Source organism: Streptomyces avermitilis MA-4680 = NBRC 14893 (assembly GCF_000009765.2).
In the GTDB taxonomy this organism is placed as follows: domain Bacteria; phylum Actinomycetota; class Actinomycetes; order Streptomycetales; family Streptomycetaceae; genus Streptomyces; species Streptomyces avermitilis.
The window spans coordinates 1,760,580-1,787,373 of sequence record NC_003155.5 but is presented as its reverse complement, the minus strand read 5'-3'; the positions used below and the strand labels follow the sequence as shown (position 1 = coordinate 1,787,373).

24 protein-coding genes are annotated in these 26,794 nt (G+C 72.6%); 8 read left to right on the top strand and 16 right to left on the bottom strand.

From position 1 onward, the window contains the following. Positions 1-37: 37 nt before the first annotated feature. The 4 genes from SAVERM_RS07715 to SAVERM_RS07700 form a co-directional block, all read right to left on the bottom strand. Entirely contained in the window at positions 38-2,080 is a 2,043-nt protein-coding gene (locus tag SAVERM_RS07715; protein WP_010982888.1) for an alpha-glucuronidase, read from the bottom strand. Between the two features lie 110 nt (positions 2,081-2,190). Then, positions 2,191-3,564 carry a VWA domain-containing protein gene (locus SAVERM_RS07710; RefSeq protein ID WP_010982887.1) on the bottom strand — a complete coding sequence of 458 codons (1,374 nt, stop codon included), beginning with the start codon at positions 3,562-3,564 and terminating at the stop codon, positions 2,191-2,193. After that, positions 3,561-4,430, bottom strand: a complete 870-nt coding sequence (locus SAVERM_RS07705) for an AAA family ATPase (protein ID WP_010982886.1) — start codon at positions 4,428-4,430, stop codon at positions 3,561-3,563. Before SAVERM_RS07705 ends, SAVERM_RS07710 begins: the two co-directional genes overlap by 4 nt. Positions 4,431-4,743: 313 nt before the next feature. Then, the gene (locus SAVERM_RS07700; protein WP_010982885.1) at positions 4,744-5,523 is read right to left on the bottom strand and encodes a DeoR/GlpR family DNA-binding transcription regulator; all 780 of its coding nucleotides are present in this window, start codon (positions 5,521-5,523) and stop codon (positions 4,744-4,746) included. Between the two features lie 126 nt (positions 5,524-5,649). On the opposite strand from SAVERM_RS07700, the gene SAVERM_RS07695 reads away from it, so the two are divergent. Together SAVERM_RS07695 and SAVERM_RS07690 are read left to right on the top strand one after the other, a co-directional pair. Further along, positions 5,650-6,540 (top strand): SIS domain-containing protein, encoded by an 891-nt coding sequence (locus SAVERM_RS07695; RefSeq protein WP_037645982.1) that lies wholly within the window; start codon positions 5,650-5,652, stop codon positions 6,538-6,540. A 33-nt stretch (positions 6,541-6,573) separates the two neighbouring features. Then, a complete protein-coding gene (locus SAVERM_RS07690; protein WP_010982883.1) occupies positions 6,574-7,479 on the top strand; it encodes a class II fructose-bisphosphate aldolase in 906 nt (301 codons plus the stop codon). On the opposite strand, the gene SAVERM_RS07685 is transcribed toward SAVERM_RS07690, so the two are convergent. After that, positions 7,469-8,611 carry a methyltransferase gene (locus tag SAVERM_RS07685; RefSeq protein ID WP_010982882.1) on the bottom strand — a complete coding sequence of 381 codons (1,143 nt, stop codon included), beginning with the start codon at positions 8,609-8,611 and terminating at the stop codon, positions 7,469-7,471. The two genes, SAVERM_RS07690 and SAVERM_RS07685, sit on opposite strands and share 11 nt — an antisense overlap. An 80-nt stretch (positions 8,612-8,691) precedes the next feature. On the opposite strand from SAVERM_RS07685, the gene SAVERM_RS07680 reads away from it, so the two are divergent. Both SAVERM_RS07680 and SAVERM_RS07675 read left to right on the top strand, forming a co-directional pair. Beyond that, entirely contained in the window at positions 8,692-9,360 is a 669-nt protein-coding gene (locus SAVERM_RS07680) for an alpha-ketoglutarate-dependent dioxygenase AlkB family protein (protein WP_010982881.1), read from the top strand. Between the two features lie 133 nt (positions 9,361-9,493). Then, positions 9,494-10,738, top strand: coding sequence for an ROK family protein (locus tag SAVERM_RS07675; protein WP_010982880.1), 1,245 nt, complete (start codon positions 9,494-9,496; stop codon positions 10,736-10,738). An 85-nt stretch (positions 10,739-10,823) separates the two neighbouring features. Here SAVERM_RS07675 and SAVERM_RS07670 read toward each other — a convergent pair whose 3' ends face one another. From SAVERM_RS07670 to SAVERM_RS07660, 3 genes are all read right to left on the bottom strand, one after another. Then, on the bottom strand, positions 10,824-11,732 hold the full coding sequence (locus SAVERM_RS07670; RefSeq protein ID WP_037646225.1) for a phosphotriesterase family protein: 909 nt from the start codon (positions 11,730-11,732) through the stop codon (positions 10,824-10,826). Further along, positions 11,729-12,313, bottom strand: coding sequence for a DUF4865 family protein (locus tag SAVERM_RS07665; protein ID WP_010982878.1), 585 nt, complete (start codon positions 12,311-12,313; stop codon positions 11,729-11,731). The genes SAVERM_RS07670 and SAVERM_RS07665 overlap by 4 nt, the downstream gene beginning before the upstream one ends. A gap of 93 nt (positions 12,314-12,406) precedes the next feature. After that, a complete protein-coding gene (locus SAVERM_RS07660; protein WP_237528736.1) occupies positions 12,407-12,967 on the bottom strand; it encodes a TetR/AcrR family transcriptional regulator in 561 nt (186 codons plus the stop codon). Positions 12,968-13,130: 163 nt separating this feature from the next. Between SAVERM_RS07660 and SAVERM_RS07655 the strand changes: the two genes are divergently transcribed. After that, positions 13,131-13,442 (top strand): SHOCT domain-containing protein, encoded by a 312-nt coding sequence (locus tag SAVERM_RS07655; RefSeq protein WP_010982876.1) that lies wholly within the window; start codon positions 13,131-13,133, stop codon positions 13,440-13,442. A gap of 210 nt (positions 13,443-13,652) precedes the next feature. Here SAVERM_RS07655 and SAVERM_RS07650 read toward each other — a convergent pair whose 3' ends face one another. Then, entirely contained in the window at positions 13,653-14,168 is a 516-nt protein-coding gene (locus SAVERM_RS07650) for an ATP-binding protein (protein ID WP_010982875.1), read from the bottom strand. Positions 14,169-14,416: 248 nt separating this feature from the next. Beyond that, entirely contained in the window at positions 14,417-14,740 is a 324-nt protein-coding gene (locus tag SAVERM_RS07645) for a hypothetical protein (protein ID WP_010982874.1), read from the bottom strand. A gap of 366 nt (positions 14,741-15,106) precedes the next feature. Here SAVERM_RS07645 and cds1 point away from each other — a divergent pair, with 366 nt between their 5' ends. Then, positions 15,107-16,231 (top strand): L-cysteine desulfhydrase Cds1, encoded by a 1,125-nt coding sequence (gene cds1 / locus SAVERM_RS07640; protein ID WP_010982873.1) that lies wholly within the window; start codon positions 15,107-15,109, stop codon positions 16,229-16,231. Between the two features lie 52 nt (positions 16,232-16,283). On the opposite strand, the gene SAVERM_RS07635 is transcribed toward cds1, so the two are convergent. Then, positions 16,284-16,763, bottom strand: a complete 480-nt coding sequence (locus SAVERM_RS07635; RefSeq protein WP_010982872.1) for an SRPBCC family protein — start codon at positions 16,761-16,763, stop codon at positions 16,284-16,286. A 112-nt stretch (positions 16,764-16,875) separates the two neighbouring features. Further along, positions 16,876-17,706 (bottom strand): DeoR/GlpR family DNA-binding transcription regulator, encoded by an 831-nt coding sequence (locus tag SAVERM_RS07630; RefSeq protein WP_010982871.1) that lies wholly within the window; start codon positions 17,704-17,706, stop codon positions 16,876-16,878. A 279-nt stretch (positions 17,707-17,985) separates the two neighbouring features. On the opposite strand from SAVERM_RS07630, the gene SAVERM_RS07625 reads away from it, so the two are divergent. Next, positions 17,986-20,442, top strand: a complete 2,457-nt coding sequence (locus SAVERM_RS07625) for a hypothetical protein (RefSeq protein ID WP_107083162.1) — start codon at positions 17,986-17,988, stop codon at positions 20,440-20,442. Here SAVERM_RS07625 and SAVERM_RS07620 read toward each other — a convergent pair. The 4 genes from SAVERM_RS07620 to SAVERM_RS07605 form a co-directional block, all read right to left on the bottom strand. Next, positions 20,412-22,850, bottom strand: coding sequence for a right-handed parallel beta-helix repeat-containing protein (locus tag SAVERM_RS07620; protein ID WP_010982869.1), 2,439 nt, complete (start codon positions 22,848-22,850; stop codon positions 20,412-20,414). The genes SAVERM_RS07625 and SAVERM_RS07620 overlap by 31 nt on opposite strands. Before the next feature lie 107 nt (positions 22,851-22,957). Beyond that, on the bottom strand, positions 22,958-23,563 hold the full coding sequence (locus SAVERM_RS07615) for an Rv1733c family protein (protein WP_010982868.1): 606 nt from the start codon (positions 23,561-23,563) through the stop codon (positions 22,958-22,960). A 249-nt stretch (positions 23,564-23,812) separates the two neighbouring features. Next, positions 23,813-24,637: an MOSC domain-containing protein gene (locus SAVERM_RS07610; protein WP_010982867.1), complete on the bottom strand. Its 825-nt coding sequence runs from the start codon at positions 24,635-24,637 to the stop codon at positions 23,813-23,815. A 44-nt stretch (positions 24,638-24,681) separates the two neighbouring features. Next, entirely contained in the window at positions 24,682-25,122 is a 441-nt protein-coding gene (locus tag SAVERM_RS07605) for a DUF6643 family protein (RefSeq protein ID WP_010982866.1), read from the bottom strand. Positions 25,123-25,473: 351 nt separating this feature from the next. Between SAVERM_RS07605 and SAVERM_RS07600 the strand changes: the two genes are divergently transcribed. Beyond that, a complete protein-coding gene (locus SAVERM_RS07600; protein WP_042492830.1) occupies positions 25,474-26,784 on the top strand; it encodes a TerD family protein in 1,311 nt (436 codons plus the stop codon). The last annotated feature ends 10 nt before the right edge of the window (positions 26,785-26,794 follow it).

The window sequence follows — 26,794 nt, the reverse complement described above, 5'->3', positions numbered from 1 at the left end:
GGCCTCAACGGGGCTTCAGCGGGGCCTCGGTACGGCCTCAGTGGATCCGGCGACCGTGCGCGTCCGGCACCCCGGACTTCCGGAAGAAGTAGCTGTTGATGTGATCGCGCCACTCGCGGGCGCCGCGGAGCTGCTCCTCGTACCGCTCCGCCACCCGCGTGTGCCGCGCAGGCTCCACCAGGTCCACGAGCGAGGCCCACACCTGCCGGGCCTCCTCGACCTCGGCCACGCCCTCGAAGTGCGTGTCGTAGATGTGCTGGATCACCGTCCTGCCACTGTGCAGCACATGCCCGTACGGCACATGGTGGAAGAACAGCAGCAGTTCGTCGGGGCAGGTGTCCGGCGACTCGTACACCTCCGCCCACGGCTTGGCGTACTGCCCCGCGTACCCGGTACCGGTGGCGCGCGTGCGGTCGACCCCGACGCCGTCCCGGTCGGCGAAGTGGTACGTGCCCCACGGGCTGTACTCGTAGCCGTCCACGCTCGGCCCGTAGTGGTGTCCCGGCTGCACCATGAAGCCCACGCCGAGCGGGGCGGTGTACTTCTCGTACGTACGCCAGGAGCGGTACAGCACCGCGCGCAGTCCGGCGACCAGTCGCTCCGGAGCCTCGGTGCGCGCGGGCGTGAAGGTCAGGTCGATCCACTCGTCCAGCAGGCCGAACGGGTCGGCGTCCGGCTGCCAGCCCAGCCGCCCCACCGTGTAGAGATTGGCCTGGGCGAGGGGGTGCCCGGTCCAGTACGGGTCGTCGCCGGCGTTCGACACCGCCACCAGTCCGCCGCGCGCCAGCTCCCCGACACTCGTCCCCGTCGCCCCCTCGGGGCGCCACCGCAGCACCTGGCTCCACATCGGCGCGAGCGCGCACACATGCCGTTGCTGGCCGGTGTACTCCTGGGTGGCCTGCACCTCCACCGCGAGCCGGGTGCGCGGCATGGCGCCGATGACCGGGGAGACGGGCTCACGCACCTGGAAGTCCATCGGCCCGTGCTTCACCTGGAGGACCGCGTTGTCCCGGAAGCGGCCGTCGAGCGGCACGAAGTGGTCGTACGCGGCGCGCGCCCGGTCCGTCGACCGGTCCCGCCAGTCCTGCCGGTGGTCGTAGACGAAGGCCCGCCAGTGCACGGTGCCGCCGTACGGGGCGAGCGCGTCGGCGAGGAGGTTCGCGCCGTCCGCGTGACTGCGGCCGTAGGCGAACGGCCCCGGCTGCCCTTCCGAGTCCGCCTTCACCACGTACCCGCCGAAGTCGGGAATCGCCGCGTACACCCGGCCGGTCGCCTCGGCCCACCACGCGCGCACCGCCTCGTCCAGCGGGTCGGCCGTCGCCAGGCCGCCGAGGACCAGGGGTGCCGCGAAGGTGACCGACAGCTGCGTCCTGATCCCGTAGGGGCGCAACGCGCCCGCGATCTCGGCCACTTCGCCGATCCGGTCGGTCAGCAGGTGCGCCTCCGTCGCGTGCACGTTCACGTTGTTCACGGCGACCGCGTTGATCCCGCAGGCCGCGAGCAGCCGTCCGTACGTCCGCACTCGCTCCAGGTCGCCGCGCGCCCGGCCGTCCCGCCAGAACAGTGAGCCGCCCGCGTAGCCGCGCTCCACCTGTCCCATCACCGGGTGGACCGCCACGTTGTCCCAGTGGTCGAGCATGCGCGACGCCAGCGCGGGACGGTGCGCCTCGCGGGCTCGCGAGGCACCGAACGCGGCCTCGCCCAGCCGTACGACATGGAACAGCCCGTAGAGCAGCCCGCGCTGCCCCGCGGCGGTCACCGTCGTCCGGCCCCGCCGCCGCACCAGCGTGAACCCCTCGTCGCCGAGCGGCTCGGGTGCGTCCAGGCGTTCGCCGAGGTGCAGCAGCAGGTCGCATGGCCGGTCGTCCGCCGGCTCCTCGGCACGCACCACCGAACCGCCGAACGCCCCGCACGCCCACGCCACTTCACCGTGCACGGTGTCGACGAGCGCCCCGGTCCCGCACACGACGGTGCGCCGGGAGCCGAGCGCGCGGAACGCCTCGGACGGCAGCCAGGCGGGGTCGACGTGATCGGCCAGAGGCGTGAGTGCCGCCGGAGCCGTACGAGCCGATCTGCGCATGCGGTGGGTCCTTCGGCAGCCGTGGGGCGCGAGTTCCGTCCGTCCCCCCGTATATGCCTCACCCGATGCGCGCGTGAACCCGGTCGAGCCAGTCCGGTTCGGGGAGGGACCTACACCGGAAGCAGACGCGCGACGAGCTCGCCGAGCTGCCGGGCGTTGCGGCATTCGTGCATCTCGACGACCTCGGCGTAGGCGAGGGCCGCGGAGTCGCCCGTGCCCCACTGGGTGTGCGGCTCGGGGTTCAACCAGTAGACCCGCCGGGCCCGTTCGGCGACGCGGCGCAGGGCGGGAAGGTTCGGGTCGCTCCTGTTCGTCCGGGCGTCACCGAGGACGAACACCGACGCCCGGGGCCCGACCGCGTCGGCGTACCGCTCCGCGAACTCGCCCAGCGAGACGCCGTAGTCGCTGCTGTCGTGCCAGCCCGTCAGGGCGGCCTGCGCCATGATGCGGGCACCGAGCCCCTCCGGGTCGGCCGCACCGCGGACGACCAGGCCGGTCACCTCGTCGATCCGGTTGACGAAGGCGAACACCCGCACCTTGCTGAACTGGTCGTGCAGCGCCTGCACGAGCAGCATGGTGAAGTCCGAGAAGCCGGCCACGGAGCCGGACACGTCGCACAGCAGCACCAGTTCGGGACGGACCGGACGGCGTCGGCGCAGGACCGGGCGCATGGGCACGCCGCCCGTCGACAGCGAGCCGCGCAGGGTCCGGCGCAGGTCGATGGTGCCGCGGGAGGCACGGCGGCGGCGCGCGGCCAGCCGGGTGGCCAGTTTGCGCGCCAGGGGCTGCACCGTCCGCCGCAGTTCGGCGAGTTGGGCGCGTCCGGCGAAGAGGAAGTCGACCCGGTCGGCGGTCGGGGCGACACCCCGGCGGGCGATCTCGTCCGCCCCGCGCCGCTCGGCGACCCTGCGCCGTGCCTCGGTGCGCACCTGCCGGCGGAACTCCTCGATACGCCGGCGGATCTCGTCGTCGAGCAACCGGTCGGCGAACCCGCTGTCCGTGGCCTGTGCCAGGACACTCGCGCGGACGCGGGCGAGCAGGGTCTGTGGACGCAGCCGGTCGAGCGTCTGGTACGACGACCAGCCGTCCGACCCCGGTGAACTCCCGTACCCCCCGAAGCCGTTCACCGCCTCGGCCGCCAACTGGCCGAGGAGCGCCTCATCGCCCGCGGCGAGGGCGGCGGCGATCCGGTCCCGCAGCTCGTCCCGGTCCGGGGCCGGACCGCTGCCGGGCTCCGGTACTCCGACACCGCGCGGAAAGTAGAGATCGAAGACCGGGTCGAACACGGCCCGCTGCCCGGTGCCGTGCAACAGCGCGGAGGCGAGCCCCTCCCTCAGATACTCGCGGTCGGCCAGGCCCAGCGCCTCCAGGGCCCGTGCGGCGTCCACGGTCTCGCCGGTCCCGATCCGGATGCCGTGCGAGCGCAGCGCCTGGACGAGCGCGGTCAGCCGTTCGGGCACACCGGACGCGGCCGGCGCCTTCACACGGCGTCCAGGTCGAGCTTGGCGGACGCCTTGAGGATGTCTTCCTGGTGCTTGAGGAGTACGCCGAGGCTGTCGCGTACGACGGTCTCGTCGAGGGTGTCGGCGCCGAGCGCGAGGAGCGTGCGCGCCCAGTCGATGGTCTCGGCGACGGACGGGACCTTGCGCAGATCCATCTCGCGCAGCGCACCGACCACCCGTACCACCGACTCGGCCAGTGCCGCGTCGAGGCCCGGCACCTTCAGCCGTACGATGCGGCACTCCAACTCCTCGTCGGGGAAGCCGATGTGGAGGAACAGGCACCGCCGGCGCAGCGCCTCGGACAGCTCGCGGCTCGCGTTCGAGGTGAGCACCACGAACGGGCGGCGCGTCGCGGTGATCGTGCCCAGCTCGGGGACGGTGACCTGGAAGTCGCTCAGCACCTCCAGCAACAGGCCCTCCACCTCGACGTCGGCCTTGTCGGTCTCGTCGATCAGCAGCACCTTCGGCTCGTCGCCGCGGATGGCGGTGAGCAGCGGGCGCGGGAGCAGGAACTCCTCGCCGAAGATGTCCGTGCGCGCCTCGTCCCACGTCTCGTCACGGCCCGCGCTGATGCGCAGCAGCTGTTTGGCGTGGTTCCACTCGTACAGCGCGCGCGACTCGTCGACGCCCTCGTAGCACTGGAGCCGGATCAGCGAGGCGCCCGCGACCTCGGCCACCGCCTTCGCCAGCTCCGTCTTGCCCACTCCCGCGGGGCCCTCCACCAGCAGGGGCTTGCCCAGACGGTCGGCGAGGAAGACGGTGGTGGCGACCGCGGGGGACGCCAGATAGCCGGTCTCCGCGAGGCGTGCGGAGACGTCCTCGACGGATGTGAAATGGCCGGTTGTCATGCGGTGTTCCCCCGGATCTCGACGCTGGGGCCACTGGATCAGGTTCCGGTCGCCGGCCACAACAGCCCGGCCGCGTTTGCGGCGAACGTCACGGTCGGTACGGGTGGCCGTGGGCGGTCCGCCCGGGTCCCGGCCGGATTTCAGGAGTCGCCGCCGGAGGAGATGCCGGATCCCAGGGCGGCCGCGCGAGCGTCCACGGCGGACCGGCCGGTGGTGAGGTGAGGGGGCCTTTCCGCCGGACGGTGAGCGCGGCCTTTCCGCCGGACACGTCGGCGTCGGCCCTCGTGCCCGACGCGGCACTCGGCGAGACCCCTCAGACCGCGACGACCTCCACGCCCGCCTCCGCGAAGCGGCGCACCGTGTCCTCGCTCACCGGCGCGTCCGTGACCAGCGTGTCCACCGCCTCCGTCGCGCAGATCCGGGCGAACGCACGCCGGCCCAGCTTGCTGGAGTCCGCGGCGACCACCACGCGCTCGGCGCGCTCGCACAGCAGCCGGTTGATCGCGGCCTCCGCCTCGTCGTGCGCGGCCGCGCCGTGCGCGGCGTCGAAGGCGACCACGCCGAGCACGGCGACGTCGAGGGTGATCTGGCCGAGCACGCCGTCCGCGAGCGGCCCGACCAGCTCGTACGACTGCGGGCGCGCGACCCCGCCGGTCACCACGATCTTGAACTGAGGTCGTACGGCCAGCTCGTTGGCGATGTTGAGGGCGTTGGTGACCACGGTCAGCGCGGGCGAGCCGGACGCGAGGTCGCCGCGCACGGCCAGCGCCCGCGCCACTTCGGTGGTGGTGGTGCCTCCGGTCAGCCCCACTGCCTCGCCGGGGGCGATCAGCTCGGCCACCGCCTTCGCGATGCGCTGCTTCTCGGAGGCGTGGCGGGCCGTCTTGTAGCGCAGCGGCAGTTCGTACGAGACGCCGTGCACGACCGCGCCGCCGCGCGTGCGCACCAGCATCTGCTGCTCGGCGAGCTGGTCGAAGTCGCGCCGGATCGTCGCCGCCGACACCTCCAGCTGGGCCGCCGCCTCCTCGACATCCAGCCGGCCCCGCTCGACGAGCAGTTCCAGCAGTGTCTTCCAGCGGGCGTCGCGCGACATCCCCACTCTCCGTTCCTCGATCTCCGGCGACCTTAGCGCACCCCTTACTTCCCTCCGCATGCTTGATTGTGCTCGAAAGGCCGCTATATCTTGCATGAAAGTGCATCGCTGGGGAGGGGTTACGGCATGAGCCATGTCGAGAACGAGCTGAACAGCCAACCCGCCTGCTGGACCCGCGCCGCCACGGAGGCGGCCGAGTACGCGGGAGCACTGCCCGCGACGGGGGAGCGGGTAGCCGTCGTGGGGTGCGGAACCTCGTTCTTCATGGCGCAGGCCGTCGCCGCGCTGCGGGAACAGGCCGGACAGGGGGAGACGGACGCCTTCGCCGCCTCCGAATTCCCGCCCGGACGCGCGTACGACCGTGTCGTCGCGCTCACCCGCTCCGGCACCACCACCGAGGTCCTCGCGCTCCTCGCCGAACTCCGGGGCCGTACCCGCACGACGGCCGTCACCGCGGACCCGCGCACCCCCGTGATGGAGTCGGCGGACGAGGTCGTCGTGCTCGACTACGCGGACGAGCGGTCGGTCGTGCAGACCCGGTTCGCGACCACCGCCCTCACCCTGCTCCGCGCCCACCTCGGCCTGCACACCGACGCCGTGGTCGCCGACGCCCGCACCGCCCTGGACACTCCGCTGCCCGAAGGGCTCGTCGAGTGCACGCAGTTCACCTTCCTCGGGCGCGGCTGGACCGTCGGGCTCGCGAACGAGGCCGGGCTCAAGATGCGCGAGGCCGCACTGGCGTGGACGGAGGCCTATCCGGCGATGGAGTACCGGCACGGCCCCATCAGCATCACCACCCGGGGGACCGCCACCTGGATGCTCGGCGAGGCACCCGAAGGACTGGCCGAACAGGTCCGGGAAACCGGCGGACTGTGGGTGGCCGGCGGTCTCGACCCGCTCGCCGAACTCGTCCGCGCACAGCGGCTCGCGGTCGCCGTGGCCGCCGCCCGCGGACTCGACCCCGACCGGCCGCGCCATCTGACCCGCTCGGTGATACTCGCCCCCGCCGCCCGCTGAACCGGCCCGACCGCCGCCGCAGAAGGAGGAGTTGTGCCACTGGCAGCAACCGGTGACCTCATCGCCGGAGCCACCGCGGACCACACCGCCGTCGCCGCGTTCAACATCATCACCCTGGAGCACGTCGAGGCCGTCATCGCGGGCGCGGAGTCCGTCGGCGCGCCGGTCGTCCTCCAGATCAGCGAGAACGCCGTCAAGTTCCGCTACGGCCGTCTGCTCCCGCTGGCCCGGGCCGCGGCCGCGGCCGCCGAACGGGCGTCGGTGGCGGTCGCACTCCATCTCGACCACGTCCAGAGCGACGACCTGCTGCGCCAGGCGCCCGGCGCCGGATTCGGCTCCGTGATGTACGACGCGGCCCGGCTGCCGTACGCCGAGAACCTCGCGGCGACCCGCGCCGCCGCCGACTGGGCACATGCCCGAGGGCTCTGGATCGAGGCCGAGTTGGGACAGGTCGGCGGCAAGAACGGCGAGCCGCCGCTGGACGCGCACGCGGCCGGAGCCCGCACCGATCCGGCCGAGGCGCGCGCCTTCGTGGCCGACTCCGGAGTGGACGCACTGGCCGTGGCGATCGGCAGCTCGCACGCGATGACCTCGCGCACGGCCGCGCTCGACCACGGTCTGCTCAGGCGGCTCGCCGCGCAGCTGGACGTACCGCTCGTCCTGCACGGCTCCTCCGGCCTGCCGGACGACGAACTGGCGGCGGCCGTCACGGGCGGCATAGCCAAGGTCAACATCGGGACCGCGCTGAACCTCGCGATGACCAGAGCGATCAGGGAGTTCCTCGCCGCACATCCCGACGCGGTCGACTCACGCAAGTACCTCAGTGTGGGGCGGGAGGCGATGGCGGCCGCGGCGGCGGAGCTCATCGCGGTGCTGCGGGCCGCCGGCGGCCCGCAGCACCGGACGACCGGCTCGGGTAGCGGGACGCCTACTTCTTGACGGCCCGGAGCACCACGAACTTCGCGTCGCTCGCGACCAGTTCACTGTTGCCGAACAGGCGGCGCAGCTTCAGGTGGTAGCCGAGGTGGCGGTTGCCGATCACCCACAGCTCGCCGCCCGGCCGCAGCGCGCGCTTCGCCCCCGTGAACATGCGCCAGGCGGTGGCGTCCGTGGTCGCCTGGTGGGAGTGGAACGGCGGGTTGTTGAGGACGACGTCGACGCTCGCGGCGGGTACCCCGGAAAGACCGTCGCCCACCAGGAACTCGGCGGTCCCGTCCGCGTTCGCCCGGAACGTCTCCCGTGCCGAGGCCACCGCCTGGTACGACTCGTCCACGAACAGCACCTCGGCCTCGGGCTCGGTCAGCGCGACCGCCGTACCGACGACTCCGTTGCCGCAGCCCAGGTCCACCACACGCTCGGCCCCGCTCACGCGCGGGAGGTGCCGCAGGAAGAACCGGGTGCCGATGTCGAGCCGGTCGGCGCAGAAGACGCCGGCGTGGTTGGTCACGGGCCGCCCCGACAACGGGCCGACGCCGTCGGGGAGCCGATAGCGGTACGGCCATGGATTCGGGTCCCGTACGAGCCCCGGGTCCGGGGTGCAGAAGATCAGCCGGGCCTTCTGCTCGGCGAGCGAGGTACGGGTCGGGCCGAGGATCCGCTCGAACAGCTTCAGCGTCGAGGTGTGGATCTCCTTGACCATCCCGGCGCCTACGACGACCGTCCCCTCGTGCACCCCTGGCGCGAGACGGTGCAGCTGGTCCTCCAGGAGCGCCAGACTCTTCGGGACGCGTACGAGCAGCACGTCGATCCGCTCCGGCGGGGTGTCCCGCGTGGTCAGCAGCCGGACCGAGGACGGGTCGACGCCGGCCCGGCCGAGATTCTCCCGGGTCGCCTCCCGGGCGAGGAACGAGTCGGTGATCTGCGTCGGCCGGTGCGCCGCGAGCGCCGTGGTGAGCGCACCCCACCGGTCGCCGAGCACGACCACCGATCCCGAGAGCGGAGTGCCGCTCGCCGCGAGGTGCCGCAGGAGATACGCGTCGGAGGCGTCCCAGGCACGCAGCCGGTCGCGTGGATCCTCGGGGAAGCGGGCGAGCGCGTACGCGCCCCAGGGCGTGGTCATCGGGTCGTTCATCGTGGCTCCAGGCTAACCGAGCCGCAGATCGGCCCCGGTCCGCGCCGATGGGCGAGGAGGCGGTACGTGATGATGGGGGCATGGACGCCGAGCTGTTCCCGCGAAGCCGCGCACAGGTCGCACCGGACGCGGTCCATGTGCCGGACTGGGCGGACGCGGGCCGGCAGCGGCGGTTCCTGGCGGCCTGCCGCGACTGGGCCCGCCCACCGGCCGGCCTGCGCACCGTCCACACCCCCGGCGGCGGCACGATGACCTCCCGGCAGGTCTGCCTCGGCTGGCACTGGTATCCCTACGGGTACGCCCGTACGGTCGTCGACGGCGACGGCGCCCCCGTGAAGCCGCTCCCGGACTGGCTGGCGGAGCTCGGCCGCGACGCGGTGTCCGACGCCCTCGGCCCGCAGGCGGTGCCGCCGGTCCCGTACGACATCGCTCTGATCAACTTCTACGGCGCCGACGCCCGTATGGGCATGCACCGCGACAGCGACGAGAAGTCCGGCGCGCCGGTCGTCTCGCTCAGCGTCGGCGACACCTGCGTCTTCCGCTTCGGCAACGCGCGGACCCGGACCCGGCCGTACACGGACGTGGAACTGCGCAGCGGCGATCTGTTCGTGTTCGGCGGCGCGAGCCGGCTCGCGTACCACGGGGTACCGAGGGTGTACGCGGACACGGCGCCGCCCGAGTTGGGGCTCGTGGGCCGGCTGAACATCACGCTGCGGGTGAGCGGCTTCCAGGACCCGTCCGGCGAATGAGACCGAAGCGGCGGTCATCGACCGCGGGGCCCCCGGCGCGGCGGACGCCGGGCCCTCACCGGAGCCGGCTGCCGGGCCTCATCGGAGCCGGCTGCCGGGTCTCACCGGAGCGGATCATGGGAGACTCGCCCTCATGAATGGCAAGGCGGGCCCCCGGGTGGCGGGGGAAGGGAACACACGGACGCGGCTGGACCGGGGACGCGGTGCGCTCGGGCCGGCGCTGGAGCTGGTGCACACGGGACGTGCGCCGACGCGGGCCGTGCTCACCGCCGAGCTGGGGGTCACCCGGGCGACCGCCGGAGCGGTGGCCGCGGAGCTGGAGGCCCTGGGACTGATCCGTGTCGACGCGCACCCGGGCGCCGCCGCCGGCTCGCAGGGCCGCCCCTCGCACCGGCTGGAGGTCGCCGAGAACGGGCCGGTGGCGCTCGCCGCCCAGGTGCACGCCGACGGATTCCGGGCCGCGCTCGTCGGTCTGGGCGGGCGCATCGTCGCCACCGCGCCCGGCTGTGAGACCGTCGACGCCGACCCGGCGAAGGTGCTCGGCTCGGTGGTCGAGGCGGGCGCCGAGCTGCTCGAGGAGACCGGACGGCGCTGTGTCGGGGCCGGGCTCGCCGTGCCGTCCGCCGTCGCCGAGCCGGAGGGCCTCGCGCTCAACCCGCTGCACCTGGCCTGGCCGGCGGGCGCGCCCGTCCGCCAGATCTTCGCCGAGCGCGTCCGCGCGGCGGGCATCACGGGCCCCGCCTTCGCCGCCAACGACGTCAACCTCGCCGCCCTCGCCGAGCACCGGCACGGCGCCGGCCGCGGCTCCCGTGACCTGCTGTGCGTGGCCACCGGACACCGTGGGGTGGGCGGCGCCCTGGTCCTCGACGGGCGTCTGCACACCGGCAGTTCGGGACTCGCGCTGGAAGTCGGGCATCTGACGGTCAACCCCGAGGGCGGCCGCCCCTGCCACTGCGGCAGCCGCGGCTGCCTCGACGTGGAGGCGGATCCGCTGGCCTTCCTCACCGCGGCCGGCCGCGACCCCGGCCCCGAGGTCTCGCTGCTCCAGCAGGCCAACGACCTGATCCGCACCCAGTACGCCGACCCGTATGTGCGGACGGCGACGCAGGCGCTGATCGACCGGCTGGGCCTCGGACTCGCCGGACTCGTCAACATCCTCAACCCGGACCGCATCATCCTCGGCGGCCTGCACCGCACCCTGCTCGACGCCGACCCGGACCGGCTGCGCGCCGTCGTCGCCGACCGCAGCCTGTGGGGCCAGAGCGGCGGCGTACCGATCCTCCCCTGCACCCTCGACCACAACAGCCTCGTGGGCGCCGCGGAGTTGGCGTGGCAGCCGGTACTGGACGATCCGCTCGCGGCCCTGGCCGGGACCTGACGGCTCACGGCCCGGCCGGGCTCCACGGCGCCCCGAGCGGGCGCCGCATCTCGGCCGGCTCCTGAACCGGTGCCTGCGACAGGCCCTAGCGCCATTCCACCCCGAAGGCCCGCCCCGGATTCTCGGTGAAGATCCGTCCCACCAGGTCCTTCCCCAGGGCCTGTTCGAGCCGCGGGCGCAGTCGGCGCAGCAGATACGGGAGTCCAGGGCCGCCGTTGACCGAGCGCGCCGCCGCGGTCGTCGTGTCGCCGCCGAGCAGCAGCCGATGGCCGAAGCCCGCCTCGGCGAGGGCCCGTAGCGCGTCGGGCATGCGCCAGTCGGTGGCGTGATTGGCGCGTGACGGGCCGTCAAAGGCGAGGAAGGCGCCCGCCTCCGCGGCCTGGCGGTGCACCGTGAAATCGGGGGAGCGGTTCAGGTGACCGAGGATCACCCGGTGCGGCGGCACACCCGACTCACCGCACAGCAGGTCGAGGACGTCGAGCGCGCCCGTGCCAAGCTCCAGGTGCACCGCGATGGGCGCGCCCGTCGCGTGGTGGGCCTCGGCGGCCGCGGTCATCGTCCAGCGGGCGTGCGCGTCGAGGGCGTGGAAGCCGCCGGCGACCTTGATCAGCCCGGCCCGGACCCCGGACGGGCCGATGCCGGTCGTGAGTTCGGCGACGAACGTGTCGGCCAGCCGGCCGCGCAGCTCGGCGAGCGTCCCGGCGTCGTAGTGGACGGCCTGGTGCAGTCCGGTCGCGGCCACCACGTGCACGCCCGTGTCACGGGACAGCAGCGGCAGGTCCGCGGCGCGCCGGCCCAGGCCGTACGGCGTCCACTGCACCACGCTCCCGCCGCCCTGCTCGCGGAAGGCGGCCAGTTCCGCCCGGGCGGCGGACGCGTCCCGCAGTTCCTGTCCCGGGAGTTGAGGGCTGCCGAAGAAGAGGTGATCGTGCGCGTCGCAGACGCCCAGGTGCTCGGGGAGCACGTCCCCGAGCACGGTGCGGACCGTGCTCACCACTGACGCCCCCGCGGCAGGCTCGCCCGGCCCGGCGCCGACAGGTGCAGCACCTGGAAGACCTCACCCGCCGCCTTCGGCGCGTCATGCTCCCAGAGCGAGAAGTGCACCAGCTCCCAGCGCCGCGGATCCACGGCGGCGGCCGCGCCCACCACGCCGTCCAGCGCGGCCAGCTGCTGAGCCTCCCGCACCGCGTCCTGCATCAGCCCGGTCAGCCGCGCCCCCTCGGGCACCCGCCGCCGGTGCCGCACCGCGACCCTGGCCGGGGAGCCGGCGGCGCCCCCCTCCTCGTACGACAGCCCTGTCCACTGCTGCACCGGCGGTCGCCCGAAGTCGTCGACGATCCCCTGGAAGGCGCCTCCCCAGAGGAAGGAGTTCATGCCCTCGACCGTGTTCCACAGGTAGAACGGCGCGTACTGGTTGACCGGCGAGCCGTCCACGCCGCGCTCACGCATCAGATACGCCTTGAATCCGAGGCCGTCCCAGTGGTCGAGCGCATGACCGAGGCGGGACACCCGGCTGCGGATGATGTCCATGTCGTAGTCGGCGGGAAGGGTCAGCTCGTACTGCATGGCGTGCACCGGGTGCCTCCTGGGTGAGGGGTGTTCGTCCGGGCCGACGGGTGCGTCCCGGTCGGTGGTCGTGCCGGGCGCGAGGTGCGCCGGGGCAACTCCTCATGGCGGGGGGCGCAGCAGGGAGAGCAGGCCGCGCACGCCCGTGTCGAAGGCTGCCGGTGAGCCGGCGGCGCGTGCCAGGACATAGCCGCCCTGGACGGTCGCGAGGATGGTCGCGGCGATCTCCTCGGCGTCCAGCGACTGCGCGAACTGCCCTTGTTCCTTTCCCTCTTCGACGATCCCGGCCAGCTGCTCGCGCAGCCAGTCGATCGTCTCGTCGACGGGGGCGCGCAGTTCCTCGCTCGCCACCACGTCCGGGTCCATCGTCAGCCGCCCGATCGGACAGCCGCGCAGGGCGTCGCGCTCGCGGCGCAGATACGCCTCGATGCGCTCGTACGGCGTGCCCGGACCGCTCAGCGCGCCCTCCGCGGCAGCCCGCAGTTCCTCGGCGGTGCGGCGGATCGCGGTCAGCGCCAGATCGGGCTTGCCCTTGAAGTGGTGGTACATGCTGCCCTGGCCGGCGCCCGCGCGCTCCAGGATCGCCTTGGGGCTGGTGCCCACGTAACCGCGTTCCCACAGCAGCTCGCGGGTGGACTCGATCAGTCGCTCCTGGGTGCTCATACCGTGACTGTACATACTAGTAGGTACAGACGTCGAGGCCTTAATAGCGCCCGTACTCCCCGGGAGGTACGCGCACCGCCGTCGGCCGTACGACGACCCGGGCCCCCTCCCGGAGCCATTCTCGAGACATCACAGGAGAACCCCACCGAGGAGATGACCCGAGATGCAGACCCTGGCGAACTGGGACGGCGGGCCCGGCCCGTGGATTCCGTTCTTCCCGCTGATCTGGGCGGCCGTCGTGATCGGCGTCGTGACCGTCCTGCGCCGCACCGTGAGGCGCGGACGCGGCGGACCGTGGGGTGGCGGAGCGTGGGGCGCCATGGGCGACGGCCGCCCGACGGGCGACTCGCCGATCGCCGTGCTCGGCCGGCGCTTCGCCTCCGGTGAGATCGACGAGGACGAGTACTGGCGTCGGCTCTCCGTCCTGGACGAGCAGTTCGGCCGCCTGGGCAAGGGCGGCGCGGCATCCGTCTAGCCCCGGGACGTCGGCGGCAGCCGTAACCGCGGCAACGTGGCCCGCTATCTCGAACCGCTCATCGGCCGAACTGCCGACGGGCGGCCACGCCTGCACGTGCCGCGCGTCGGCGCCACGGAATGATCCGACGGGCGCGGCCGGCCCCGACGTCCACATGAGGGACGTACGAGGCACGGCAACCGGAGGTACGAGCGACGGGTCACCGCCCGGTCAGCCGGCAACGGCGGACCGGGCGGGAGCGTGTTCGGACCTGCGCCCGTCGACCGCGCGCCTGAGAACGGGCACGGGTCGGCCGATGTCGCGCGGCGGACGTGTGGGCAGCGCCGTCGCGGAGGGGGCCGGGAGCGTGAACCACACGACCTTCCCGGACTCGCCTTCCGGCCGCACCCCCCAGCTCTCGCTCACCGCGGCGACCATGGCGAGGCCGCGCCCGGAGGTGGCCGACGGTTCCGCGTCCCGCACCACGGGCAGCCGGGGGTCGTGATCGTGCACCGAGACCGTGAGCCGGTCCAGCAGCAGCTCCATCTCCACGATGCACGTCTTGTCGGGCTGGGCATGGCGGTGGACGTTGGACAGCAGCTCGGTCACACCGAGTGCGGCCTGGTCTATCAAGGGGTCGAGATGCCAGTAGCGCAACTGCGCAGAGACGATTCTGCGGACCTGGCCGATCCGCGACGGAAGGGCTTGGAGCTCTACCGTGCAGTGCCTGCTTGGTTTGCTGATCACGGCTGCGACTCCCCGAATTGAGGTCCGGAAGAAGACGGAGATCGGATCCAGCAGGGTGGCTGCGTGAAAACGCCGCCTGCTGAGCAGGCGGCCGGCCATTCCGGCTGTCTGCTGTGGAGCGGCTGCGTACGTCGGCCGCCCGCTGTTGATGACCCGGCGGGCTGGTTCGCAGCGTTATCGCCGGTACACCCAGAGTGAGGTGAGACCAGCGTGGCCCAGGGGATGCACTCCTGCAACTCGCGCCACTCTCAGCTACGGCGCCCGGACGCCTTGCGGACCGCCTCTATGAACCGGCGTGCCGACGGCGGACCCGGCTTCCCGGGCGCGGGATCGTGCTCGCCGAGGGTCAGCGAATAGCGGGTGCCGTTGACATCCGCCAACGCCCGGTCCTCAGGGGCGAACCAGGGCTTCGACGCGCGCACCGCCTGCACCGGCGCGCTGTCGATCTCGCTGCCGTAGCTGGTGAGCAGCTCAAGCCTGCCGCCGCTGATCCGGACCTGCCCGGCCCGGGTGAGCGAGCGCAGCCTCTTCCCGATCCGCACGCCTGTGGCCGTGAACTCCGGCTCCGCCATGATGCTCCGCCCCCTTGTGCGCTTCGCCTGTGCCGTGCCGTGGATCCCGCGTCGGGTCGTGATCCAGGCGGGCCCTGATCGAGTGTGGTCGTGCTCCAGTGTGCGCCCGCGTTCGGAACCGACGTCCCCTGCGGTGCAGTCTGCCCGCCCCCGGCAGCGAGCACCAGTACGCACGGCGAGGTGGGGGCGGGTATCCGGCGCACTCGCGCGGATGCGCCCCCACCACCCGGCGCACCCCTGCCCCAGGGGTGCCTTTGGGGTGCTCAAAGGTGTGTTTATGCAGGTGAGAAGCGTGCGGAAGGTGTTTATGATCGAGGCGTCCGACCGCGCGACGCGGCGTCGGCACACCGTGTAAGGAGCCCCGCCGTGAGCACTCCCCGTACCACTCATCCCGGCGAAACCCTCGATGTCGACCACAGCGACGCCGACTACCGGAGCTGGCTCAAGGAAGCCGTCCGTAAGGTCCAGGCCGACGCCAACCGCTCGGCCGACACGCATCTGCTGCGCTTCCCACTGCCCGAGGAGTGGGGAATCGACCTGTACCTCAAGGACGAGTCGACCCATCCCACCGGCAGCCTCAAGCACCGGCTCGCCCGCTCGCTGTTCCTGTACGGACTCTGCAATGGCTGGATCCGGCCCGGCCGCCCGGTCATCGAGGCGTCCAGCGGCTCGACGGCCGTCTCCGAGGCCTATTTCGCGAAGCTGATCGGCGTGCCCTTCATCGCGGTCATGCCCCGCACGACGAGCGCCGAGAAGTGCCGCCTGATCGAGTTCCACGGCGCGCAGTGCCACTTCGTGGACGACTCGCGCAAGATGTACGAGGAGTCCGCCGCCCTCGCCGCGGAGACCGGCGGCCACTACATGGACCAGTTCACCTACGCGGAACGGGCCACGGACTGGCGCGGCAACAACAACATCGCCGAATCCATCTTCCGTCAGCTGGAGCTGGAGCGGTTCCCGGAGCCCACGTGGATCGTCGCCACGGCAGGCACCGGCGGCACCTCGGCGACCCTCGCCCGCTACGTCCACTACATGCAGCACGACACCCGCATCTGTGTGGCCGATCCGGAGAACTCGTGCTTCTTCGAGGGCTGGACGACCGGCGATCCGGACGTCACCTGCGACTGCGGCTCGCGCATCGAGGGCATCGGCAGACCCCGTATGGAGCCCAGCTTCGTGCCCGGCGCCATCGACCGGATGATGAAGGTCCCCGACGCGGCCAGCGTCGCCGCGGTACGCGCCCTGGAACAGGCCATGGGCCGCAAGGCCGGCGGCTCGACCGGCACGGGCCTGTGGAGCGCCCTGAAGATCGTCGCGGAGATGGTCGCCGAGGGGCGCCGGGGGAGCGTGGTGACCCTGCTGTGCGACCCGGGCGACCGCTACCTGGACAAGTACTACTCGGACGCGTGGCTGGCCGAGCAGGGGCTGGACATCGCGCCGTACACGGCGGCGATCGACTCGCTGCTGGCGACGGGGGTCTGGCGGGACTGAGCCGCGGACCCCGCGCGCGCACGCGGGGCGGCCGGACAGCGTCGCAGGGGGTTCACGCGCGCGTGGCCGCCAGCCGCCGGTCCAGCGAGGTCACCGCGTCCCGGAACGCGCGCCCCAGACCCGCTCGCCCCAGGTTCACCACGAACCGGAAGACCGCGGGCCCGTCGGCCGCGAAGGTCCACTGCACCCGGGTGCCCGTACCGGCCGGCGTCAGCCGCCACTCCTCGAGGAGCGCGGACATCCCGGGAGCGTTCGTCTCGTCGACCCGGTACGCGTACACCTCGGCCGGTTTCGCCACGACGACCGTCTCCCGGAAGCGGGTCCCGCCCTTGAGCCGGACCTCCCGCCCGGCGCCGTCCTCGACCGGCCGGGCGGAGGTGACCGCGCCGAACCACTCGCTCCAGCCCCCGACGTCCTCCGCCAGCGCACGGAAGACCGTCTTCGGGGGCGCGGCCACCTCGCGGGCGAACACCAGACACACGGGAGCGATCTGAGTGAAGTCGAGCCCGACCGGGCGCAGACGGCGTGCCATGGACGAAACCCCCTTGCGGGAAACGGAGTTCCCGAGCGGAAGCGAACGGTGACAGGGCCGGGCCCCCACCACGGGGCGCGGCGCGGGCAGCGTCACCATAGCTGGCGGGCCGTCAGATGTCTGTACCGTCCCCGGGCTCCCCGGCCACCACCAGACGCCGCAGGTGCTCCGAGACCTCCGCGCGCGCCCCGGCCGGCAGTCCGGCGTCGGTCACCAGCGTGTCGACCTGATCCAGCGATGCGAACGAACTCAGGCCCACCGTGCCCCACTTGGTGTGGTCGGCGACCACGACGACGCGCCGTGCCGACTGCACAAGTCGCCGGTTCGTCTCCGCCTCCGCCAGGTTCGGCGTCGACAGGCCCGCCTCGACCGATATGCCGTGCACTCCCAGGAACAGCACGTCGAAGTGGAGCGCCACGATCGCCTGGTCGGCGACAGGCCCCACCAGCGAGTCGGACGGCGTACGCACTCCGCCCGTCAGCACGACCGTGGCGGCGCCCTGCCGCTGACCCGAAGTGCGCTGCGCCGCGTGGAAGACGTCGGCCACGCGCACCGAGTTGGTCACCACCGTCAGGTCCGGCACGTCGACGAGCTGATGGGCCAGCGCGTACGTCGTCGTACCCCCGGAGAGCGCGATCGCCGTGCCCGGTGCGACCAGCTCGGCCGCGGCTCGCGCGATGTCCTCCTTGGCCGTCAGCTCCAGACCCGACTTGGCCTCGAAGCCGGGCTCGTGCGTGCTCGCCTCGACCACCGGCACCGCGCCGCCGTGCACCTTCTCCAGCACACCCTGACGGGCGAGGGCGTCCAGATCGCGGCGGACCGTCATGTCGGACACGCCGAGCTTGCGGGTCAGCTCGTTGACACGGACGCCGCCGCGCCTTCGCACCTCGTCGAGGATGAGGGCGCGACGCTGCTCCGCGAGGAGGTTCTGATTCTCACTCACGTCCGCTCCGGTCCTTTCGCCTCAGTACACCCGACACGCCCCGAGCACCGGCTCCCACGAGGACCTTCGCCCCGCCACCGGCCCCGGAGGACGCCCCATCCTCGCACGGGGCACCGCGGGCCGCGCCATCGCCCGTGCACCTCACATCATGATCCTCCGCCCGCCACTTTCACACGGATCGGTGAGATTCGGCGACTACAGGTGTGCGGGCGTGCCGCAGCGGAGATCCTGTGCCTGCACATGACACACGCCATAGGGGCACGGGGGAAGTGCGGAACAGTGGAGCGTGCACACGAACATGCCTCGGCGGGGGAGCGCGGAGACTCCACCCAGCGGCCCGAAGCGGCCGGGACCGCTCTGGAACTGCTGGTCCACGGAGTCGGCGGCACCACACCCGAGGAGATGCTGAACGATCCGCGGACCGTGCGGATCACCGGCGACGGAACCGCGGCGGTCTACCGGCGCGCCGACGACGCCGACGCGGAGCGGCGGCCCGGCGACCACCGGGGCACCCCGGTCCCGGAGGCGTACGTCTGGTGCAACCTCACCTCCGGGAATGGCGCCCGCGCCCTGTGGCTCTTGCTGCTGCCCTTCATGGTGATCAACCTCGCGCACTGGATGCGTCCCGCGACGCGCGGCCGGAAGCGGACGGTGCGCCTGTACGGGCTGCTGGTCCGGCTCATCGGCCTCACCCTCACCGTGCTGCTGGTGGCGGCCGCCTGCGAGGTCGCACTGGACCTCGCCGCCTGGCAGTGCGCCGGCACGCACGCCTGCGCCGAGAAGCACTCCTGGCTGGGCTTCCTGTCACCCGTCGCCTCCGGCGGCTGGTGGAGCCAGCCCGGACGCCGCCTCGCCCTGGCCGCCCTGGCACCGGCCGCGCTCACCGGCCTGCTCTGGTACCTCTCCCACCGCACCTGGAGCGCGTACGAGTCCCAGCAGCCGATCTCCCGCCGGGCCGAGCCCGAAGAAGAGACCCACCGCACGGCCCTCGGCCGCCCGGGCTTCTGGTACGGCCGCCGCCTGGTGGCCAGGCTGCGCGCCGCGCACACCGCCGCGGGCTTTCTGACCGTGGCCGCGGCGGTCGGCGCCTCCGCCGTCCGTCACGACAGCCGGGCCGGCGGCCCGGCCGCCCTCCAATGGCTGGCCGGGCTTCTCGCCGCAACTCTTGTCGGGGGCGCGGTCGTTGTGGTCTGGGTCGTCTGCCGCAGGGGCCGCACCGAGAACCGGCTCGACCGGGAACTCGACGGAACACTGGTGCGCCGGCTGCCCAGGGGCGCCCTTGCGCTGCTCGCGCTCACCATGCTGTACGCCGGGTGGTCCCGCCCCGGCTGGCACTCGACGGGCCGGCTGCCCGGCGACATGACGTTCGGCGGGATCGCCTTGACGCAGGGCCTGGTCGTGATCGCGCTCGGGGTGGTCGCCCGGGTGCTGTACCGCACCCTCCCCCAGGCTGTCGGCTCCGCTCCAGCAGGGGGCACCCCCACCGAAGCGCGCACCGCGATGCGCGGCCTCGCCGGACCCGCCGTCGCGATGCTGGCCTGCGCGCTCGGCAGCGTGATGTCCGGAGGCATCTCCCAGCGGGTCGCCGACTGGCTGGACGGCAGCGGGGGTGTCATGACCGGCCCGCCCGTCCTGCTCACCTGGCAGGCCTCCGCGATCCCGCCGCTGCTGATCGTCCTGCTCGTGCTGTTCGCCTGGCTGGCCCGGCGCACCTGGCTGCTGCGGCGCGCCGAGATGGACGCCGTGGAGCGCGACCACCACGGGGAGCCGCAGGACACGACCCGCACCCGCCGTATCGCGAGCACCCGAGCGATGGCCGCCCTCACCGACCGGGCACCCCTCGTCGTGGGCATCACGTCCACCGTGACGCTGCTCCTGGGCGCGGCCGCCCTGGTCGGCGCCGCGGCCACCGGTGACGTTCCCGGCAGGGCGGCCCGCGGCACGTACTCCTTCGTCCAGGGCAGCGCCGACACCGCGCAGGGGCTCGGCTCCTGGCTGATCAGCTTCGGCTTCATACTCTTCGTCACCTGGGGCCGCCGCGCCTACAAGGACCCCGCCGCGCGGCGCACCATCGGCATCCTGTGGGACGTCGGCACGTTCTGGCCGCGTGCCGCCCACCCCTTCGCCCCACCCTGCTACGCCGAGCGGGCTGTGCCCGACCTGACCTGGCGCATGGCCACCTGGACCCGTGCGACGGGCGGACGGCTCGTCCTCTCCGGCCACTCCCAGGGCAGCGTGCTCGCGGCCGCCGCGGCCTGGCAGCTGAAGCCCTCGGAACGCAGGAGGGTCGGGCTGCTGACGTACGGGTCTCCGCTGGAGCGGCTGTACGGGCGCTGGTTTCCCGCCCACTTCGGTCCGGCGGCCCTCAGCGCCCTGCACCGCGAGGTCGACTGCTGGCGCAATCTGTACCGGCTCACCGATCCCATCGGCGGGCCCGTCCGGCTGCCCGGTGACTGCGGCCCGCAGGTCGACCGGGCCCCGCTGCGGGATCCGCTCGCCTACGGCCGCACGGAGGAGCATCCGCTGCCCGCGCCGATCCTCGGGCACGGGGGCTACCAGGCGGATCCGGCGTTCGCGGAGGAACGGGAGCGGCTGCTGGCGCGGTTGCGCCCGGACGTGCCGGGACCGCGCGCCCGGGGCGCCGCCGGGGACCAGGGCGTGGGTGGGGATCAGGACGTGGGTGGGGATCAGGGCGGCGCCGGAGATCAGGGCAGCTCCGGCAGGTCCTCCGGGTAGAGCAGGGTCAGATCGTCAGTGCTGGGCTCGTCGAGCTGGGCGACCCGGCCCGCGTGCCGCTCGACCATCGCCTCGAAGGTCTGCCGTGCCGTACGCCCGTTGCCGAACGCGGGCCCCTTCGGAATCGCCGTGAAGTACTTCAGCAGTGCCTCGCCCGCGCCGGGCGTCAGCCGGTACTCGTGCTCCTCGGCCTGCTGCTCCACGATCCGCAGCAGTTCCTCGGGCCCATAGTCGCTGAAGGTGATGGTCCGCGAGAAACGGGACGCCACACCGGGGTTGACCGTCAGGAACCGCTCCATCTCGGCCGTGTAGCCCGCGACGATCACCACGACCGCGTCCCGGTGGTCCTCCATCAGCTTCACCAGCGTGTCGATCGCCTCACGGCCGAAGTCGCGCCCCGAGTCCTCGGGGGACAGCGCGTACGCCTCGTCGATGAACAGCACCCCGCCGCGGGCCTTGTCGAAGGCCTCCTGGGTGCGGATGGCCGTCGATCCGATGTGCTCGCCGACCAGGTCGACCCGGGACACCTCGACGAGATGACCCTTCTCCAGGACGCCGAGCGAGGCGAGGATCTCGCCGTAGAGCCGGGCGACCGTCGTCTTGCCGGTGCCGGGAGAGCCCGTGAACACCAGATGGCGGCGGGCGGAGGCCGCCTTGAGCCCCGCCTGCTGCCGGCGGCGGCCCACCTCGATCATGTCGGTGAGGGCACGGACCTCGCGCTTGACGCTCTCCAGGCCGACCAGTGTGTCGAGCTCACCGAGCACCGCCTTCGACGTGCGCGAGGGCTGCTCGGGCTCCGGGGCGGCCGCGATGTGCGGTTCGTGCTCGGTGATGCGCTGGCCGGGGATCGCGCCCAGCAGGCCGGGCGACTGGCTGGTCGTCTCGACGGCGGTCGCCTGGGCCGGGGGACGCAGACCGGCGCTCTCGTCGCTGGTGCAGTCCTCGACGATCGCACCGCCTCCGCCCGGTGCGCCGGGCCCGCCGTCCGCGAACTCGTAGCCGCCGCGCGCGCACCGCTCCGTGCGGCACTTCTTCAGCGTCGCACGGCAGCCGTCGATGACATGGAAGCCGTAGCCGCCGCTGTCCGTCACCCGGCAGTTGTGGAAGCTGCCGCGGCCCCCGGCGGACACGTAGAAGCCCGCCTCGGCCGGTGAAGTCACCGTGCAGCGCTCGATGGTGGGGTCGGCGCCCTTCGTGACGATCACACCCGTCTGTGTGCCGTCCACCGTGCAGCCCGACAGCGTGCCGCCGCTGCCGTGGTCGCGGAACCAGGCGCCCGTCGCCGCGTCCCGGATGCGGCAGTCGTCGAGCTGCGCGGTGGCGCCGTCGCTGACCGACACGGCCGTGTTGCGCACCTGCGAGAGGTCACTGTCGACGACGTCCGCACGCGAGCCGCGGTCCAGGACGAACAGCGCGTCCGGCACGTCGTGCACCCTGCATGCCTCGAGTACGGCGGTGGCGCCGTCGCTGATCCAGACCGCGGGATAGTCGCCCGTGCTGTCGAAGATCTCGCACTGGTTGGCGTCCACGCGGGTGCCCGGGTCCCAGACGGACAGACCGTTGCGCCCGAACTGCCGCACGGTGGTGCGGGTCAGCGTGAGCACCGAGCGTGAGCGCAGGTCGACCGCGTTCTCGGGGACGTCGTGGATGCGGCAGTCGGCGAGCGTCAGCACCGCGTCCGTGTCGAGCGTGACGCCGTCCGCCGTCGTACGGTGCACATCGCAGTCGGTGAGATGTGCCGTGGCCCGCCCGGTGGCCTGCACCCCGGAGCCCTTGATCTCGTAGATCTCGCAACCGACGGCCTCCAGGGCGGAGTTCTCACCGGTGACCGACAGGCCGGCGCCCGAGGCGTGGTGCACCCGGCAGCGCTCCAGGCGGGGATGGCCGCCCCCGCGCACCGCGACGCCCGACTGGCCCGCGGCCACGATCTCGCACTCCTCGAACACCCCGCCGCCGCCGTCCAGTACGGCGATGCCGATGCCCGCGGGATTGTCGACCGTGCAACGCCGCACCGTGGGGCGCGCGCCGCCCCGTACCTCGATGCCGACCGCGGACCGCGTGACGATCCGCACGTCCATCAGCTCCGGCGTGCCCTCCTCGACGAGGACCGCGGGCGCGGCCGCGTCCTGGCCCTCCACGTGCAGGTCCTGGACCACGGCGGAGGCGCGCACGGTCAGCGGCACCCCGTCCACCGGGGCGATGCGCACGGAGCCGGGGGAGCCCTCGGGGCCGCGCAGCGTCACCGCCCGCTGGACGACGAGGTTTTCCCGGTAGGTGCCGGGAGCGACCGTGAGGACGTCACCGTCGCCCGCGGCCTCCAGGGCGGCGGCGAGCGATGCGTACTCACCCGTACGGCGGCGCCACCTCGACGTGCCGGTGTGCGTCACCTGGACCGTGCCCTGTGCCATGGCGCTGCTGTGCCCCCACCTCGTCGTACGCGGGTCGATGCCGAACAGTTCGGCCGGTCCACCGTAGCGTGCGCGGAGACGGCGGGTTGACCGGAGCCGGAAGGCCGTCAGCTGCCGGCGCCGGTCCTGCCCCAGTCCGGGCCCGCCCTGTCCCACGCCTGGTCCCAACGGGCATATCTGCGGCGGACCATGCGCCAGACGATCAGCCGTCTGCCGCCTTCGACGAGTCCCGCCGACATCGCGGCCGCGCCGAACCCGGCCAGCATGGCGTGCGTCGTCGCGGTGGCGGTGTCCAACGGGCGGCCCACCATGCGGCCCTGCTGGTCGGTCCAGAGAGTGAAGTGGTCGCCGCGGTGCGGGGTCTTGAGGTCCGCCAGCACCGCGCCGTGGTGCGCCGAGCCGTCGGGTCCCGTCCAGGCGGCCAGCACGCGGCTGTGCGCGTCCCGCGCCGACGAGGTCTCGGGATCGGGGTCCAGCGGGCCGCGGTTGAGCTTCTTGACGACGGTGGCCACCGTTTCGTGCCGGGCCCGGTGCTGGTCCCGCACGGACTGCTGAAGGGCGTCCTGCGCGACCGCTCCGACCACGGCACCGATGACGGGCACGGCGACGAGGATCAGCAGGAGGGCGGTCAGCGTCACCCAGGCCTCGATCAGGTCGGTCGTACGGCGCAGCGGATTGTGCCGCCAGCGCCAGAGGCCTCCGATCGCTCGCATCGTCCCGCACCCCCTTCCGCCTCCGCGTCCGTGATAACCCAGGCCCGGGCTGCGCATGCCCGGGTCACGGGAAGAGAGAGCGAGATCACCCCTCTCCGCCCCACGGGTGTTTCACGAACTTCTCATCGAGTCCCAACGACCGTGCCCGGGGCCCGGGTTCCCCGTGCGCGCCCCGAATCGGGGAAACCGGCGGGGCGATCGGGTTCGAGCCGGCCGGTCGAACCGGCCGGGGCAGGCCACGTGAGCGGACTATTCGAGGATCCGCACACGGTCGCCGACGCGCACCGTGCCGGGGCTTTCCGGCACGAGGTTCTGCCCGAAGGCCAGGTCCTTGCCGAAGCGGCGGTGGCGGCCGAGGGTCCGCAGCGGCTCCTTGCCGCGCCCGGCGGTGCTTTGGTCGGTGGTGGTCACGACACAGCGCCCGCACATCTTGGTGACCCGGAAGGTCACCTCGCCGATGGCTATCCGTGACCAGTCGTCCTCGGCCCAGGCCGCGGTGCCCGCCACGACGACGTTCGGCCGGAAGCGGTTCATGGGCAGCGGGCCCTCGTCGGGATGATCACCTTGTGCGATCAGGTCGTTGAGGGAGTCCAGGGAGGCGAGGGTGGTGACCAGCAGCGGATAGCCGTCGGCAAAGCTGACGGTCTCGCCCGGGCGCGCGTAGTCGGGATCGACGGGCCGGCGGGTGGCGGGGTCGTCCATGTGCACGAGGCGCACGTCGGCGCCCAGATAGGTGCTGCACCAGGCATGTGCGGTGTCGTCGGCGACGACTGCCTCCACCTTGTCGCCGAAGATGTCCAGCGTCGTCGTGACGGCCGGCTCCGGCACAGGGACGGAGACCGGCTCGTGTCCGGGCGCGGACAGCCGGACGCCACCGCCGGGCAGGAGCTCGGCGGTGGCCAGGGCCAGGCGTGGTTCCTGGCGTTGGGTGACGACCTTGCCCCCATCGTCGACAAGCACCCAGCGCCGGTCTCCGGCCAACCCCCACGGCTCCACGACGGCCTCCCGGGGCGACTGGCCCCGGAACGCCTTGACCGGATGGATGTGAATCGAGTGCAGCTCCGCGTTCCCCATACGACCATCGTGCCAGGCGGCACCGACAGTCCGGGGTGAACTGCTCAGTATCCGCGGTACTGCTGTCCGTTGTTGTACGGGTCCTGGTAAGGAGCCGGGGCGGGGCGCGGGGCCGCGGGGCGCATCGCCTCGTAACCCGTGCCGGCCGCCATCGGGCGCGGCTGCTGCGGCTGGGCGCCCGGGTAGCCGCGCGGGGCGGCGGCCTGCTGCGGGATGTAGGCGGTGGGCGCCTGCTGCAGCGGGGCGGGCTGTTGGGCCTGCGGATATCCGTAGGCGGGGACCTGCTGGGAGGGACCGGCCGGCAGAGCGGGCAGAGCCGAGGGGAGCGCGGGCAGGTTGTTGCTCGCGTCATAAGCGGAGGGGACCCGGATCGGGGCGATCTGCGGGGTGCCCCGCTCGGCGACGAGCGAGTCGTAGATCGGAGTGTCCGGGAAGGGCGACGCGGAGTAGTAACCGCCGCCATAGGTGGAGCGGGGGGAGGTCATGGCACATAAGTTAAGCCCACGATGTGCTGGTTGGGGAGACCGATAAGAGGGTTGTTTTCCGTGTCGGCAGTGACGCGGGATCCCCAATGCGAGCGAACACGTCAAAAAAGGGCGGCAATCGAGGTTCAAATCGTGTAAAGGCCGAGTTCCTGGCGGGTTACCGGCGGTTGACCTCCTGTGACTCGCGGTTGACTCATGGTTGGCTCGCGGTCGGCCGGCGATCTTCCGGTGGGTCTCGGTCCGGGTATGAGGCGGGGAGTTCACGGCCCTGGGGGATTAAGTTGACCGGTACGGAACCGACAGACTGCCCAAGGCGCGGGCCTGGCGCGGCGGCACGTGATGGGGGCGGACATGACAATGCCAAAAGGATCGAATATTCCGGTGCCGACGACCGCGCTGCGCGTCGAGGTGGGCCGTCGCTCAGGACCGGGCGGGCCCGACGTGGACGCCTCGGCGCTTCTGCTCGTCTCCGGAAAGGTCCGTTCTGACGGCGACTTCGTCTTCTACAACCAGCCGGCGCACTCCTCCGGCGCGGTGCGGCACGAGGGAACGCGGGAGGCGGGCGGTCAGGTGACCGACACGCTCTTCGTCGACCTCGCACGCGTGGAGCCCGCCATCGAGAGAGTGGTGCTCGCCGCCTCCGCCGACGGCGGAACGTTCGGGCAGGTGCCGGGCCTGTACATTCGCGTCGTCGATGCGCGCCAGGGCTCCGAGGTCGCCCGTTTCGACCCCACCGCGACCGTCGAGACAGCCTTCGTCCTCGGGGAGTTCTACCGCCGTCAGGGCGCCTGGAAGTTCCGCGCCGTGGGACAGGGCTACGGAAGCGGACTCGAAGGACTGGCGAAGGACTTCGGCATCACCGTGGACGAGCCGCAGCACCTATTGCCGACCCCACGGCATACTCGCGTCGGCCGGCCCGCCGAAGCACAGTCCCCGCAGGCCGCCGCCCCTCCGCCGGCCGGCCCGCCCGTGCCCCTGCCGCCCCCGCCGATGACCGTGCCGCCCGCCGCCTCCCCGACCCCGGTGCGCCTGAGCAAGGTCACGCTCACCAAGGAGGCGCCCTCGGTCTCGCTCACCAAGCAGGGCGGTACGTCCGGCGCCCTGCGCGTGAACCTCAACTGGCAGATGCGCAAGCAGTTCTCCGGGTGGGGCGGCAAGCGCGGCCGGGCCGTCGCGACGCACGCGGACCTCGACCTCGACCTGTGCGCCCTGTACGAGCTGTCCGACGGCCGCAAGGGAGTCGTCCAGGCGCTCGGCAACGCCTTCGGTTCGCTGTACCGGCCCCCGTACATCCATCTCGACGGCGACGACCGCTCCGGCGCCGTGGCGAGCGGCGAGAACCTCACCGTCAACCTCGACCACAAGCAGAGCTTCCGCCGCATCCTCGTCTTCGTGACCATCTACGAAGGTGCCCGCTCCTTCGCCGACCTGCACGCCACGGTCACCCTTCAGCCGCAGAACGGGGCCGCGGTCGACTTCTCGCTCGACGAGTGCACCGTCCCCTCGACCGTGTGCGCGCTGGCCCTCATCACCAACACCGGCGCCGACCTGCTCGTCCAGCGCGAGGCCCGCTATCTGATCCCGGAGCGCGGGGTCAGCCCGCAGCGCACGATCGACCACGCCTACGGGTGGGGCATGAACTGGACCCCCGGCCGGAAGTGACCCGTCACCG